Origin of the sequence: Amycolatopsis sp. ATCC 39116 (genome assembly GCF_000231075.2) — a bacterium.
GTDB lineage: Bacteria > Actinomycetota > Actinomycetes > Mycobacteriales > Pseudonocardiaceae > Amycolatopsis_E > Amycolatopsis_E tucumanensis.
In genome coordinates this window covers 302,760-314,647 of record NZ_AFWY03000003.1, presented here as the reverse complement: position 1 = coordinate 314,647, position 11,888 = coordinate 302,760, and the positions used below count along the sequence as shown (strand labels likewise).

Here is an 11,888-nt window from a genome sequence, read left to right as displayed (position 1 = left end):
ACGCTGGACGGGGAGCGAGTGCCGCGGCCGGTCACACCCTGGTCCTGAACCGACAGCCGGATCACCCAGGTGACGCCCAGTCAGCGGCAACCCCGGCGCACGGCGTCGACGGCAACCGTTGCGCGCCAAGCACCCACCGCACACGCGCCCGGTCCCCGCCCCGAACGCCACCAGACCACCGGGCACGTGACCTTCTCCGACGAACACGTGGACGCTGGACGGGGAGCGAGTGCCGCGGCCGGTCACGCCCTGGTCCTGAATCGATAGCCTGACGCCATGCACGATCATCCCGGCTGGCGTCCGGTCACCAGTGGCGAGTCGGGCGCCGCGGTGTTCCGCAGCGCCGACGGCGACCGCTACGCCAAGCACGTGCCGCCCGCGGACGCGCCCGGCCTGCGGCACGAACGCGACCGGAGCGCCTGGCTCGCCGGGCAGGGCGTGCCGGGACCACGGGTGCTGGACTGGCACTCCGGCGAGACCGGCGCCTGCCTCGTGACCAGCGCGGTTCCAGGCGTGCCGGCCGACCGGCTGTCCGCCGACGACCTCGGCCGCGCCTGGCCGCACATCGCGGACGCGGTGCGGCGGCTGCACGACCTGCCCGCGGACGACTGCCCGTTCAGCCGCGACCTGGACACGATGGTCGCCGTGGCGCGGGACGTCGTCGCCCGTGGTGCGGTGAACCCGGAATTCCTGCCCGTCGAGCAGCAAAACACCCCGCCGCCGGAACTGCTGGCGCGTCTCGTGCCGCAGGTCGAGCGGCGACGCGCCGAGGAGGCCACCGACACCGTGGTTTGCCACGGCGACCTCTGCCTGCCCAACATCGTCGTCGACCCCGGGACCCACGAGGTCACGGGCTTCGTCGATCTAGGGCGCCTCGGCCGGGCCGACCGCCACGCCGACCTCGCGCTGCTGCTGGCCAACGCCAGGGAGACCTGGCCGGACGAGGAACGGGCGAGGGCCGCGGACGCGGAGTTCGCCGAGCGGTACGGCACGGCGCCGGACGCCGGCCGGTTGCGGTTCTACCTCCACCTCGACCCGCTCACCTGGGGCTGACCTGCTCCGCCCAGAAGCGCGTCACCAGGTCGTGGAACTCCGCGGCGCGCTCGATCTGCGGCATGTGCCCGGTGTCGGTGAACAGCCGGGTCTGCGCGTGCGGCAACGCGCGCCGGGCGGCGTCGAGGTGCAGGGCGGGCAGGATGAGGTCGCGGTCGCCCCACACGACGAGCGTCGGCAGGGCCCGCGCGGCCACCGCCTCGATCAGCTCGGCCCGCCAGTCCTCCCGCACGCCGCGGAAACCGCCGAGCCCGCGCGCCGTCTCCAGCATCACCCGCGCGGCGTGCGGCTGCCGGGCGATCTCCAGCGCGTGCTCGACCCGCTCCCGCGTCGCGAACTTGCGGTCGTGGAACAGCGCCCGCTCGGTCCGCACCGCCCCGGCCACACTGGGGCGCAGCAGCAGCTTCCCCAGCGGCCGCAACGCCAGCAGCCGCAGCGCGATGGTCACCTCGCGGCCGAACCCCGCGCTGTTCACCAGCGCCAGGCTCCGCACCCGCTCCGGCGCGTCGACCGACAACCGCATCGCGACCGCGCCGCCGAGCGAGTTCCCGGCCACGTGCACCGGCCGCGTCTCCCCCACCGCGTCCAGGAAGTCCGCCGCGAACCCGGCCAGCGCGGCGAGCGTGTGCTTGCCCGGCAACGGTTCCGACATCCCGAAGCCGGCGAGGTCGACGCTGTAGGTGCGGTACGAGCCGGCGAGCAGGTCCTGCTGCTCGGACCAGTCCCGCAGGCTCCGGCCGATCCCGTGCAGCAGCAGGACCGGCGGCCCGTCGCCATCGGCCCGGTAGCGGGCCCGCCGCCCGCGCACGTCCACGAAGTCCACGGTCACCGCAACCTGCCCAGCAGCCGGCTGTGCGCGCCGGGCAGCAGCCGCACCAGCAGGTCGAGGATCTTCGCGTCCCGGCCGATCAGCACCCGCGGCTTGCGGTGCTCGATCGCGTCCACGATGACCGCCGCGGCCTTCGCCGGGTCCATCCGCAGCACGCGTTCCCACTGCCGCGTATCCATCCCGCCGGCCACGCCGCTGCCCACGCGCGCGGACTCCGCGATCCGGGTGCGGATGCCGCCCGGGTGCACCGACGTGACCCCGACCTGGCCGGCCAGCTCGTGCCGGATCGCCTCGGTGAACCCGCGGATCGCGAACTTGCTGGCCGAGTACGCCGACTGGCCGGGTGGCGCGATCAGCCCGAACAGGCTGGACACGTTGGCGATGTGCGAGCCGGGCGCGGCCTTGAGCGCGGGCAGCAGCGCGTGCGTCAGCTGGACCGGGGCGCGGAAGTTGACGTCCACGACCCAGCCGAACTCCTCCAGCGTCACCTCGTCGAACCGGCCGCCCAGCGCGACCCCGGCGTTGTTGATCAGCAACGTCAGCCGCGGGTTCTCGGCCAGCACCCGCTCGGCGGCCGCGGCGGTCTCCTCCGCCGAGGCCAGGTCGGCCACGTGGGTGGCGACGTCCACGCCCGTCCCCACGGCCTTGGCCACCGCCGCCAGCCGGTCGGCGTCGCGGTCCAGCAACACCAGGTTCGAGCCCCGCGCGGCCAGCGCGTGCGCCAGCGCCTCGCCGATCCCGCTGGCCGCCCCGGTCACCACGGCCGCGCCGCCGTCGAACACGTAGTCACGCATCAGGCCACCCGCTCCTTCGCCTGCTTGGCGGTGCGGGTGAACCGCATCGCGTCGTCCGTCAGCGACCCGTGCCGCATCAGCAGCACGTCGCGCGGGTAGTTCTGGAACAGCCGCCACGGCGCGGCCGGGCCCTGCTTGGGCAGCTTGTCGATGCTGCGCAGCACGTACCCGGACTTGAGGTCGATGAGCGGCTCGGTCCCGCGGACCGACGGCGGCGGCACCGGGGTGCAGGTGGTGTAGCCGTGCTCGTCGAGGTGGTTGAGCAGGCGGCACACGTACCCGGCGACGAGGTCGGCCTTCAGCGTCCAGGACGCGTTCGTGTAGCCGATGGTGAACGCGTAGTTCGGCACGCCGGAGAGCATCATGCCCTTGTACGCCAGGCGTTCGCCGATCTCCACCGGCTCGCCGTCGACCACCAGGTCCAGCCCGCCGAACGGCAGCAGGTTCAGGCCGGTGGCCGTGACGATGATGTCGGCCTCCAGCACCCGGCCCGAGGACAGCCGCACGCCCTCCGGGGTGAACTTCTCGATGGTGTCGGTGACGATGTCGGCCTTGCCGCTGCGGACGGCCTTGAACAGGTCGCCGTCCGGCACGAAGCACACCCGCTGGTCCCACGGGTCGTAGCTGGGGTTGAAGTGCCGGTCCACCTCGAACCCGCGTGGCAGCTGCGCGGACACCGCCTTGCGCAGGAACTTCCGCACGAACGCCGGGGTGCGGCGGCTGAGCTGGAAGAACAGCATGGCGGACAGCACGTTCTTCCACCGCACGATCGGATAGGCCACCTTCGGCGGCAGCACGCCGCGCAGCTTGTCGGCGACCGGATCGGTGCCCGGCAGCGACAGCACGTAGCTGGGCGAGCGCTGCAGCATCGTCACGTGCGCCGCGTCGCCCGCCATCGCGGGCAGCAGCGTCACGGCCGTGGCGCCGCTGCCGATCACGACGACGCGCTTGCCGGTGTAGTCCAGGTCCTCCGGCCAGTGCTGCGGGTGCACGACGGTGCCGGCGAACTCGTCCTGGCCCGGGAACTCCGGCGCGTAACCCTGGTCGTAGCGGTAGTACCCGGAGTTGACGAACAGGAAGTCGCAGGTGATCCGCACCCGTTCACCCGTGTCGGTGCGCTCCGCCTCGACCGTCCACAGTGCCTGGTCCGACGACCACTCCGCACGCACCACGCGGTGGTGGAACCGGATCCTGCGGTCGATGCCGCGTTTGCGCGCGGTGGTCCGCACGTACTCGCGGATGGACGGGCCGTCCGCGATCGCCTTCGCGTCGGTCCACGGCTCGAACGAGTAGCCGAGCGTGAACATGTCCGAGTCGGAGCGGACGCCCGGGTAGCGGAACAGGTCCCAGGTGCCGCCGATCGCGCCGCGCGACTCGAAGATCGCGTAGGTGCGGCCGGGGCACTCGGCCTGCAGGTGGCTGGCGGCGCCGATCCCGGACAACCCGGCACCGACGATCAGGACGTCGACGTGTTCCAGCGTCATCGCTTCCCCGTTCCTCAGGCGTCTGCCACCGCAACGTACCAACGGTATGTCGACATGGTCAACACCCTGTCGAGAACGCCGACAAAGTGTTGGACCACCTGATACGGTGAGCGCATGGCCACCGATCCCGCCGTCCGCAACCGCCCGGCCCGCGGCCGCCGCGCGCCCCGGCCCAGCGGTGACGAGCGGGAGCTGGCGATCCTCGCCACCGCCGAGCGGCTGCTGGCGGACCGGCCGCTGAGCGACATCTCGATCGACGACCTCGCGCGTGGCGCGGGCATTTCCCGGCCGACGTTCTACTTCTACTTCCGCTCCAAGGACGCGGTGCTGCTCACGCTGCTGGACCGGGTCACCGAGGAGGCCGACCGGGCGTCCTCGGCGGTGTTCGACCACCCCGCCCCGACCCCCGCGGAGCGCTGGCGGCAGTGCCTGGACGCCATCTACACGACGTTCCGGGCGCACCGCTCGGTCGCGCTCGCCGCCGCGGAGGCCCGCCACACCAACGCCGAGGTGCGGGACCTGTGGGCGGGGATGATGGGGACCTGGGTCAGCCGCACCGCGGAGGCCATCGAGGCCGAGCGGGCGCGCGGCGCGGCCCCGCCCGGCCGGCCGGCGCGGGAGCTGGCGATCGCCCTGAACCTGATGAACGAGCGCGTCCTGTACGCCACCTTCGCCGGCGACGAGCCGGCCGTGCTGGAGGCGAACGCGGTCGACGTGCTGCTCGACGTGTGGCTGACCACCATCTACCGCACCACCGAACCACCGGCCTGACCCGTTTCGGCGGCCCGCGGCCGGGTAGCCCGGGCGCATGGAACGCAAGCACGACGACGCCCGCGACGAGCTGCCCGGCGCCGAGGACTCCTCCCCCGAGGAGCAGGAGGTGCTGCGCGGCGAGCAGGGCACGTCCTCGGGTGACGAGCACGACGATTTCGATCCGCAGCAGGGCCGGTAACTGGCATCCTGGGAGGCGTGGACCGCCTCGCCCGTTTCGAAGCCAACCGCCCGCGCCTGCTCGGCCTGGCCTACCGGCTGCTCGGCGAGGCGTCCGAGGCCGAGGACGTCGTGCAGGAGGCCTACCTGCGGTGGGACGCCGCCGACGGCGTCGAGGTGCCGGAGGCGTGGCTGACGAAGGTCGTCACGAACCTGTGCCTGACCCGGCTCACCTCCGCGCGGGCGCGGCGCGAGCTGTACACCGGGCCGTGGCTGCCGGAGCCGGTGTTCACCGAGCACGGCGAGCTGGGCCCGCTGGAGACCGCCGAGCAGCGCGACTCGCTGTCGATGGGACTGCTCTTCCTGCTGGAACGGCTGACCCCGCCGGAGCGCGCGGCGTTCGTGCTGCGTGAGGCGTTCGGACACAGCCACCGCGAGATCGGTGAGATCCTCGACCTCGACGAATCCCACGTCCGCCAGCTCTACCGCCGCGCGCGGCAGCACGTCGGCGACGGGCGCAAACGCTTCACCGCGACGACCGAGCAGCGCCGCGAGATCGTGGAGCGGTTCCTCGCCGCCACCGTCGACGGCGATCTGGCCGCGCTGGAGCGGATGTTCGCCGACCAGGTCGTGTCCTGGGCGGACGGCGGCGGCAAGGTCAGCGCGGCCCGCCGCCCGATCCTCGGCCGCGACCGCGTCGCCCGGTACGTCGCCGGTCTGCACCGCGACCCGCGTGCGGATCAGATCGAGTTCGCGGTGCGCTCGATCAACGGCTCGCCCGGCCTCGCGATGCACCTGCACGGCGAGCTGTTCGGGGTCGTGCTGCTCGAACCGGGTGAGGACGGCCTGATCGCGCTGCACACGGTCGTCAACCCGGACAAGCTCGCGTACGCCGCGGCCCAGAAGTCAGCGTGAGTAGACGTTGACGTCGCGGCCGAGGCCGAGCGCGGCCGGGTCGCGCCTGCCGGAGGCGGTGAGCACGAAGTCCAGCGCGTCCGCCTCGAGTGCGCCTCCCCCGTGGCCGATGTCGACCGGGCCGAAATCGCGCAGTTCCAGGCGTGCGGGTCCCCAGCCCTTCTGTCGCAAGGACTCTGCCACCCAGTGCACGGCGGCGGTCAGCCCGCTGCCCCGTTCGGACTCGCGACCCAACGCGGCGCGGATGTCGTCGCCGTGCACGTAGGCGTCGTACCACAGGGTCAGGACGCCGTTGCCGACCGTCCGGCCCTGCACGTCGCTCGGCTTCGCCCACAGTCGATCGTCGAGTGTGGACAGTGCCGCCCGGAGTTTCCCGTTGGCTTCACGGAGCATCGCGGCCAGCTCGGCGGGCTCGTGGTGCGCGAGAGCCGTGGCCTGCTCGTCGGGGGTGCGCCTGCCGATGGTGCCCGCCGCGGTGTCGACGGCGTTGCCGACCACGTGCGCGGCGACGTCCCGGACCCGCCACTTCGTGCACCGGGTGGGCGCGTCCCAGCCGTCGGCGGCCGACTCGACGAGCCCGGCGAACAGGTCGTACTGGCCGGCGACGCCCTCGACGACCTGCTGCCGGGTCAGCACGACAGCTCCGCGGCGAGCCTGCGGACCGTTTCGGTGACGACGATCGCGTGGCCGCGGGCGTTGACGTGCAGCCGGTCGGCGCTGTAGATCCCCGCGTCGGCGGAGGCCGGGTGGTCACTGAGGTCGATGTACCAGGCGCCGTGGCGGTCGGCGACGCGGCGGGTCAGCCGCGCGAGCTGAGTCAGGCGCACCCGGAGCCCGTCGCGCCGGTCCTCGTCGGCGACCGGGGACCGGGAGATGTCGAACAGGCCCATGACCACCACGGCGGCGCCGGCCGCGCGCAGGGCGGAGACGATCTCGGAAAGCGTTTCCTCGACCGCTACGGGGTCGAACGAGCGACGCAGCATGTCGTTGCCACCGGCGGCGACCACGGCCAGGTCCGGCCGGAAGTCCAGGGCCGCGGCGAGCTGGGTGTCCCGGACCTGGGCGGCGCGCAGGTCGCGCACGCCGAGGTTGGCGTAGGCCAGGCCGGGCTGCTGTTCGCGCAGCAGGTCGGCGAGCCGGTCGGCCCACGGCGGCGGCGGGTAGCCGTCGACCGGGTCGCCCAGCCCCTCGGCGACGCTGTCGCCCAGCACGGCGAGCCGCCGCCAGGGCGCGCCGCGCAGTGAGCCGGTGAGCACGTCGGTCGTCATGGTCGCCCCCGTCGTCAAACTTTGTGGACGACCGTACTTTAAGTTTGGGCGCGAGATCGAGTCAAGGAAGTATTTGCAGGAGTTTTGCAGCGGACGAGCGTCCGGTCAGTTGCGGCGCTGGCTCGGGATCGACTCGGCGCCGGCCCGGCGGGCCGCGACGACCAGACAGCGCTCGCACGGCATGCCGACGGGCCGGTCCAGCAGGTCCAGCTCGCCGCGGCGGCCCTCGAAGCCGCAGTACGCGACCAGGACGCCGGGCCGCTCTGCGGGCAACGGGAAGACGTGGGCCACGCGCTGGGTCTCGCCCACGGTGCCGGGCCGTGGCCGGGCGAGGACGAACGTTCCGTTCAGCCCCGCCGGCTCGTCGCGCACCCTCACCCATCCGCTCACGGTGAGCCTCCTCTCCGGTGCACCCCGGTGGGTCCACTCCGGATACTCGTGGCGGTGGTTCCCTGGTGCGGGCACACGGCAAACGCCGCGGCCGGGTTTTCACCCGACAGTGCCGGGTTCGTCCACAGTGGGCAGCCGCGCGGCGAGGAGCCCGATCTGCTCCGGCTCGCCCGCGCAGGGCAGCAGGACGAGGTCGTCGGCGCCTGCCTCGGCGAGGCGGGTGATCTCTTTGTGCAGGTGGCCGCGGTCGGTGAGCACGTCCGGCCGCACCTGGCCGGCGTAGGCGGGACCGTAGTAGTGGGCGATGTAGTCGTCCGCGCGGCGCTCGGCGCCCGGCCCGAAGCAGAAGTACCGCTCGACGACGATCCGGGCTCCCGGCGAGATCGCGCGGACGGCCGCCACGCCTTGTTCGAGGACCGGCAGGCCGAAGGAGGGCGCCACCCAGCCGCCGGACATCGCGGCGGCGCGAGCGAATCCGGCCGGGGTGAGCCCGGCCAGCAGCAGACCTGGACGCCCGTCCGGCAATGCCGGGACCGGCCCGGACGCGCCGTGCGTCTCGCCGCGCCAGACCGCGCGCATGGTCGCCAGGGTGTCCTCGAATGCGGCACCGCGGCCGGTCATGGGGACTCCGCTGGCCGCGTAGTCCTCCGGCCAGCCGCCCATGCCGAGCCCGACGGTGAGCCGGCCGCCGGAAAGCCGTTCCAGGGAGCCGATCTGCTTGGCGAGGAGCACGGGATTGCGGCGGTAGCCGGCGTTGAGCACGGTGGTCATCAGCTCGATCCGGGTGGTGCGCGCACCCGCGGCGGCCAACGCGACGAGCGGATCGAGGTTGTCGTAGACGAGCCGGTCGATCACACTCAGCGAGGCGAACCCGAGGCGTTCGCACTCCGCGGCCCAGTCCCCGATCGAGGTGAAGTCCGCCCCCGGCACAGCGGCGGGAAGCCCGATTCCGATACGCATGCCGTGGACGCTAGGACCCGCGCGGGGCGGCGGTCTTGAACGGAACGGACACTCGCCCTCAGACCCGCCAGGTCCACCCACCCGACGGCGTCAAGCGAAACGCACACCCGCATCAAACCCGCGCCCCATCGAGCGCTCGCCCCAACTCCGCCGCCACCACCCACCGCACCCGCACCATCACAACCGCCCCGCCAAACCCACCATCAACCCCGCGCCGCATCCAGCACCCGCCCCACCACCGCCGACCGCGCCACATCCCCCAGCGCCCACACCATCACAACCGCCCCACCAAACCCACCATCAACCCCGCGCCGCATCCAGCACCCGCCCCACCACCGCCGACGGCGCCACATCCCCCAGCACCCGCACCATCACAACCGCCCCACCAAACCCACCATCAACCCCGCGCCGCATCCAGCACCGGCCCCAGCTCCGCCACCACCGCATCCAACGGCGCCACGTCCTCCTGCGCCCGCGCCATCACGATCGCCCCTTCGAGCGCGCTGATCATCACCATCGCGAGCGACCGACAACGCGCCTCCGGCACACCCATCTCCCGCAGGCTGTCCGCCACCGGCCGCAGCCACGTCTCGAACCCCGCGCACACGGCCTGCCGCAGGTTCTCGTTGCCCGCCACCACGTCCGCCGTCGCTGCGACGAGCGGGCACCCCGCCGCGAAACCCTCCTCGCGGAACTGGTCCCGCCACTGCGCCACCATCCCGGCGAACAACCCGGCGGGAGTCGGCGCGGCCTCGGCGTACCGCTCGACCCGCCGCGCCGCGAAGTCGCCGGACCACGCCAGCGCCTCACGCACCAGCTGGTCCTTGCCGCCCGGGAAGTAGTGCTGCAGGGACCCCCGCGGCGCCGACGCGTGCTCGACGACCTCCCGCATCCCGGTGCCGCTCACCCCCTGCGTCCGGATCAGCTGCGCAGCGCTGTAGACCATCCGCTCCCGCGGCCCGCGCGTCACCTCGCCACCTCCCACACCTGTCCCGGCATCGTCAACTCGTAGCGGTACTCGCCGCGATCGACCCCGCCGAGCAGCCGGAAACCCTGACCCCGCAACAAAGCCTTCGCCGCCACATTGTCCGCGTGCGTCACCGCCCGCACCGTCCACCCCTCCCACCGGCCCGAAGTCCGCAACCACGAAGCCATCGCCGTCGCGATCCCCTGCCGCTGCCACGGGTCCGCGACCACGATGCCGAGCTCCGCGACCCGCGCCTCGCCCGCCACCAGGTTCAGCAGCCCGGCAGGCGACCGCCCGCTGAACGCGACCAGCGCGACCCCGTGCGGCGGCCCGGCGAGGAGGTAACGCCGGTAGCGGACGAGGACGTCCCGCGGGTCCGGCCGCCCCGGCATCAGGAAGCGGTTCCGGAGGGTGCCCGCGGAGCAGGCCAGGACCAGTTCGGCGACCTCCGCCGTGGACGTGCCGTCCAGCTCGGCCACCGTCATGACAGTTGTCATAGAATCCGGTGTACTCCTCGCCGTGCCCGGAAGCAAGCCCGGAACGCGCATAGACTGCCGGCATGCGGCGATGGGTGTCCCGGGTGGACCGGCAGGTGTTCGCGCGGGTGGCGGCGACCGACTCGGCGCTCCTGGACCGGGTGCTGCCCCGTCTCGGCCGCGCGGCCAACTACGGCGGCCTGTGGTGGGCGGTCAGCGGCACGCTCGCCGCGACCCGCAACCGCCGCGCGCGCCGCGCCGCCCTGCGCGGGATGCTGGCGCTGGGCATCGCGAGCGCGACGGCCAACGGCCTGAGCAAGCGGGTCATCCGCCGCACCCGCCCGTCAACGGTCGCCATCCCGCCGGTCCGGCAGTTGCGGCGCGCGCCGTGGACGACGTCGTTCCCGTCCGGGCACTCCGCGTCCGCGGCCGCCTTCGCCGTCGGGGCCACGCTGGAATGGCCCGCGCTCGCCGCGCCGGTCGGGGCTCTCGCCGCCGGGGTGGCCACCTCCCGCGTGGTCACCGGCGCGCACTACCCGTCCGACGTGCTCGCCGGGGTCGGCCTCGGCTTGACCGCGGGCCTGGTCACGTTGTCGTGGTGGCCGCGCACCCCGGCCGGCCCGTCGGAGGCCGAACCGTGCCCGGCACCCGCCCTGCCGACGGGTGACGGGCTGGTCCTGGTGGCCAACTCGTCCGCGGGCAGCGCGGGCGCGGCGATCCTGGACCAGATCGCCGCGGAACTGCCACAGGCCAAGATCGTCGAACCGGCCGACGGCGAGGACCTGACCGAGGCGATCACCGAGGCCGCCCGGACCTGCCGCGTCCTGGGCGTCGCGGGCGGGGACGGCACGATCAACGTCGCCGCGCGGGTCGCCGCCGAGCACGGCGTCCCGCTCCTCGTCGTCCCGGCGGGCACCCTGAACCACTTCGCACGCGACCTCGGCGTGGAGACGCCGGACGACGCGGTCACCGCGCTGCGGACCGGTTCCGCGGTGCGGATCGACCTCGGGGTGGCGGACAGCCAGGTGTTCGTCAACACCTGCAGCACCGGTCTCTACACCGATCTGGTCCGGTACCGGGAGAAGTGGGAGAAGCGGATCGGGAAGTGGCCGGCGGTGCTGGTCGGGCTGGTGCACGTGCTGCGCCGCGCGAAGCCGCAGGAGCTGGTGGTGAACGGCGAGCGGCGCCGCGTGTGGATGATCTTCGCGGGCAACGGGGCGTACCGCCCGCGCGGGTTCGCGCCCACGTACCGCCCCAGTCTGCACGACGGGCTGCTCGACATCCGCGTGGTGTACGCGGAAAGCCCGTTCGCGCGCACGCGGGTCGTGCTGGCCGTGCTGACCGGAACGCTGCGCTGGTGCACGCCGTACCAGGACCGGCCGGCGGCGCCGCAACTGAAGATCAGCGCCCCCGGCGGCCGCCTGCGCCTCGCGGTGGACGGCGAGCTGACCCAGGTCCCGCCCGACGTGACGCTGCGCAAGAACCGGGGCGCGCTGGTGGTCTACCGCTGAGCGGACGGCTGTCGCGCCCGTCCGGCCCCAGCCCTCCGGCCACTGGCGCTGCCGGTTGCCGCTCCCCCGGGTTCCGCTGGACGACTGGCTCAGCCACCCGATCCACCGCAGCGACGTGCCGAAGTGGCGAAGTGGCCCAGCCAATCCCCCAAGCCACGGCCGCACGAACCCACCGCGGGCTACCCCTTCAGCCCCCAACCCCCTCCGACAGCAGCACACTCACCACCACTGCCCAGTTCCGCTGGACGACTAGCTCAGCCACCCGATCCACCGCAGAAGCGGCTCAGCCAATCCCAGCGCCGGCGGCGCGG

Annotated in this window: 14 protein-coding genes; 5 read left to right on the top strand and 9 right to left on the bottom strand. The window is 73.3% G+C overall.

Annotation, left to right across the window (positions count from 1 at the left end):
- The first annotated feature begins 276 nt into the window (after positions 1-276).
- On the top strand, positions 277-1,053 hold the full coding sequence (locus AMY39116_RS0306085) for an APH(3'') family aminoglycoside O-phosphotransferase (protein WP_020416808.1): 777 nt from the start codon (positions 277-279) through the stop codon (positions 1,051-1,053).
- Here the strand turns inward: AMY39116_RS0306085 and AMY39116_RS0306080 are convergent.
- From AMY39116_RS0306080 to AMY39116_RS0306070, 3 genes are read right to left on the bottom strand one after another with little or no spacing between them, the layout of a single operon-like run.
- The gene (locus tag AMY39116_RS0306080; RefSeq protein ID WP_020416807.1) at positions 1,040-1,882 is read right to left on the bottom strand and encodes an alpha/beta fold hydrolase; all 843 of its coding nucleotides are present in this window, start codon (positions 1,880-1,882) and stop codon (positions 1,040-1,042) included. The genes AMY39116_RS0306085 and AMY39116_RS0306080 overlap by 14 nt on opposite strands.
- The gene (locus AMY39116_RS0306075) at positions 1,879-2,676 is read right to left on the bottom strand and encodes an SDR family oxidoreductase (protein ID WP_020416806.1); all 798 of its coding nucleotides are present in this window, start codon (positions 2,674-2,676) and stop codon (positions 1,879-1,881) included. Before AMY39116_RS0306075 ends, AMY39116_RS0306080 begins: the two co-directional genes overlap by 4 nt.
- Positions 2,676-4,160, bottom strand: coding sequence for an NAD(P)/FAD-dependent oxidoreductase (locus AMY39116_RS0306070; RefSeq protein WP_020416805.1), 1,485 nt, complete (start codon positions 4,158-4,160; stop codon positions 2,676-2,678). The genes AMY39116_RS0306075 and AMY39116_RS0306070 overlap by 1 nt, the downstream gene beginning before the upstream one ends.
- 114 nt (positions 4,161-4,274) lie before the next feature.
- On the opposite strand from AMY39116_RS0306070, the gene AMY39116_RS0306065 reads away from it, so the two are divergent.
- The 3 genes from AMY39116_RS0306065 to sigJ are packed head-to-tail and all read left to right on the top strand — an operon-like array spanning position 4,275 to position 6,005.
- The gene (locus AMY39116_RS0306065; RefSeq protein WP_020416804.1) at positions 4,275-4,931 is read left to right on the top strand and encodes a TetR/AcrR family transcriptional regulator; all 657 of its coding nucleotides are present in this window, start codon (positions 4,275-4,277) and stop codon (positions 4,929-4,931) included.
- A gap of 37 nt (positions 4,932-4,968) precedes the next feature.
- Positions 4,969-5,112, top strand: a complete 144-nt coding sequence (locus tag AMY39116_RS46770) for a hypothetical protein (protein WP_020416803.1) — start codon at positions 4,969-4,971, stop codon at positions 5,110-5,112.
- A 17-nt stretch (positions 5,113-5,129) separates the two neighbouring features.
- Entirely contained in the window at positions 5,130-6,005 is an 876-nt protein-coding gene (sigJ, locus tag AMY39116_RS0306055) for an RNA polymerase sigma factor SigJ (protein ID WP_020416802.1), read from the top strand.
- On the opposite strand, the gene AMY39116_RS0306050 is transcribed toward sigJ, so the two are convergent.
- From AMY39116_RS0306050 to AMY39116_RS0306025, 6 genes are all read right to left on the bottom strand, one after another.
- Positions 5,997-6,641 carry a maleylpyruvate isomerase family mycothiol-dependent enzyme gene (locus AMY39116_RS0306050; protein WP_020416801.1) on the bottom strand — a complete coding sequence of 215 codons (645 nt, stop codon included), beginning with the start codon at positions 6,639-6,641 and terminating at the stop codon, positions 5,997-5,999. The two genes, sigJ and AMY39116_RS0306050, sit on opposite strands and share 9 nt — an antisense overlap.
- A complete protein-coding gene (locus AMY39116_RS0306045; RefSeq protein ID WP_020416800.1) occupies positions 6,635-7,273 on the bottom strand; it encodes an SGNH/GDSL hydrolase family protein in 639 nt (212 codons plus the stop codon). Before AMY39116_RS0306045 ends, AMY39116_RS0306050 begins: the two co-directional genes overlap by 7 nt.
- A gap of 105 nt (positions 7,274-7,378) precedes the next feature.
- A complete protein-coding gene (locus AMY39116_RS0306040) occupies positions 7,379-7,663 on the bottom strand; it encodes a hypothetical protein (RefSeq protein WP_235716070.1) in 285 nt (94 codons plus the stop codon).
- Positions 7,664-7,762: 99 nt separating this feature from the next.
- Positions 7,763-8,623: an LLM class flavin-dependent oxidoreductase gene (locus AMY39116_RS0306035; protein WP_027935676.1), complete on the bottom strand. Its 861-nt coding sequence runs from the start codon at positions 8,621-8,623 to the stop codon at positions 7,763-7,765.
- Between the two features lie 397 nt (positions 8,624-9,020).
- On the bottom strand, positions 9,021-9,608 hold the full coding sequence (locus AMY39116_RS0306030) for a TetR family transcriptional regulator (RefSeq protein ID WP_020416797.1): 588 nt from the start codon (positions 9,606-9,608) through the stop codon (positions 9,021-9,023).
- A complete protein-coding gene (locus AMY39116_RS0306025; RefSeq protein ID WP_235716068.1) occupies positions 9,590-10,087 on the bottom strand; it encodes a GNAT family N-acetyltransferase in 498 nt (165 codons plus the stop codon). Before AMY39116_RS0306025 ends, AMY39116_RS0306030 begins: the two co-directional genes overlap by 19 nt.
- A 62-nt stretch (positions 10,088-10,149) precedes the next feature.
- On the opposite strand from AMY39116_RS0306025, the gene AMY39116_RS0306020 reads away from it, so the two are divergent.
- Positions 10,150-11,577, top strand: a complete 1,428-nt coding sequence (locus AMY39116_RS0306020) for a bifunctional phosphatase PAP2/diacylglycerol kinase family protein (protein WP_027935675.1) — start codon at positions 10,150-10,152, stop codon at positions 11,575-11,577.
- Positions 11,578-11,888 lie beyond the last annotated feature (311 nt).

Bases quoted from the DNA above. Each gene is read 5' to 3' on its own strand.
- AMY39116_RS0306065 (WP_020416804.1), top strand. From the start codon at position 4,275: ATGGCCACCGATCCCGCCGTCCGCAACCGCCCGGCCCGCGGCCGCCGC.
- AMY39116_RS0306035 (WP_027935676.1), bottom strand. From the start codon at position 8,623: ATGCGTATCGGAATCGGGCTTCCCGCCGCTGTGCCGGGGGCGGACTTC.
- AMY39116_RS0306045 (WP_020416800.1), bottom strand. From the start codon at position 7,273: ATGACGACCGACGTGCTCACCGGCTCACTGCGCGGCGCGCCCTGGCGG.
- AMY39116_RS0306020 (WP_027935675.1), top strand. From the start codon at position 10,150: ATGCGGCGATGGGTGTCCCGGGTGGACCGGCAGGTGTTCGCGCGGGTG.
- AMY39116_RS0306085 (WP_020416808.1), top strand. From the start codon at position 277: ATGCACGATCATCCCGGCTGGCGTCCGGTCACCAGTGGCGAGTCGGGC.
- AMY39116_RS0306070 (WP_020416805.1), bottom strand. From the start codon at position 4,160: ATGACGCTGGAACACGTCGACGTCCTGATCGTCGGTGCCGGGTTGTCC.
- AMY39116_RS0306025 (WP_235716068.1), bottom strand. From the start codon at position 10,087: ATGACAACTGTCATGACGGTGGCCGAGCTGGACGGCACGTCCACGGCG.
- AMY39116_RS0306075 (WP_020416806.1), bottom strand. From the start codon at position 2,676: ATGCGTGACTACGTGTTCGACGGCGGCGCGGCCGTGGTGACCGGGGCG.
- AMY39116_RS46770 (WP_020416803.1), top strand. From the start codon at position 4,969: ATGGAACGCAAGCACGACGACGCCCGCGACGAGCTGCCCGGCGCCGAG.